Source organism: Escherichia sp. MOD1-EC7003, from assembly GCF_002965065.1.
Taxonomy (GTDB): domain Bacteria; phylum Pseudomonadota; class Gammaproteobacteria; order Enterobacterales; family Enterobacteriaceae; genus Escherichia.
The window spans coordinates 1-365 of the sequence record NZ_PTRE01000100.1 but is presented as its reverse complement, the minus strand read 5'-3'; the positions used below and the strand labels follow the sequence as shown (position 1 = coordinate 365).

The 365-nt window shown below is 52.6% G+C and carries 1 rRNA gene; it reads left to right on the top strand.

The features are described 5' to 3' along the window. A 23S ribosomal RNA gene (locus A7090_RS17935) occupies positions 1–365 on the top strand; the annotation flags it as partial.

Sequence of the window (365 nt, the reverse complement as noted above, 5' to 3'; positions counted from 1 at the left end):
CGAACGGGGAGGAGCCCAGAGCCTGAATCAGTGTGTGTGTTAGTGGAAGCGTCTGGAAAGGCGCGCGATACAGGGTGACAGCCCCGTACACAAAAATGCACATACTGTGAGCTCGAAGAGTAGGGCGGGACACGTGGTATCCTGTCTGAATATGGGGGGACCATCCTCCAAGGCTAAATACTCCTGACTGACCGATAGTGAACCAGTACCGTGAGGGAAAGGCGAAAAGAACCCCGGCGAGGGGAGTGAAAAAGAACCTGAAACCGTGTACGTACAAGCAGTGGGAGCACGGAGCAATCCGTGTGACTGCGTACCTTTTGTATAATGGGTCAGCGACTTATATTCTGTAGCAAGGTTAACCGAAT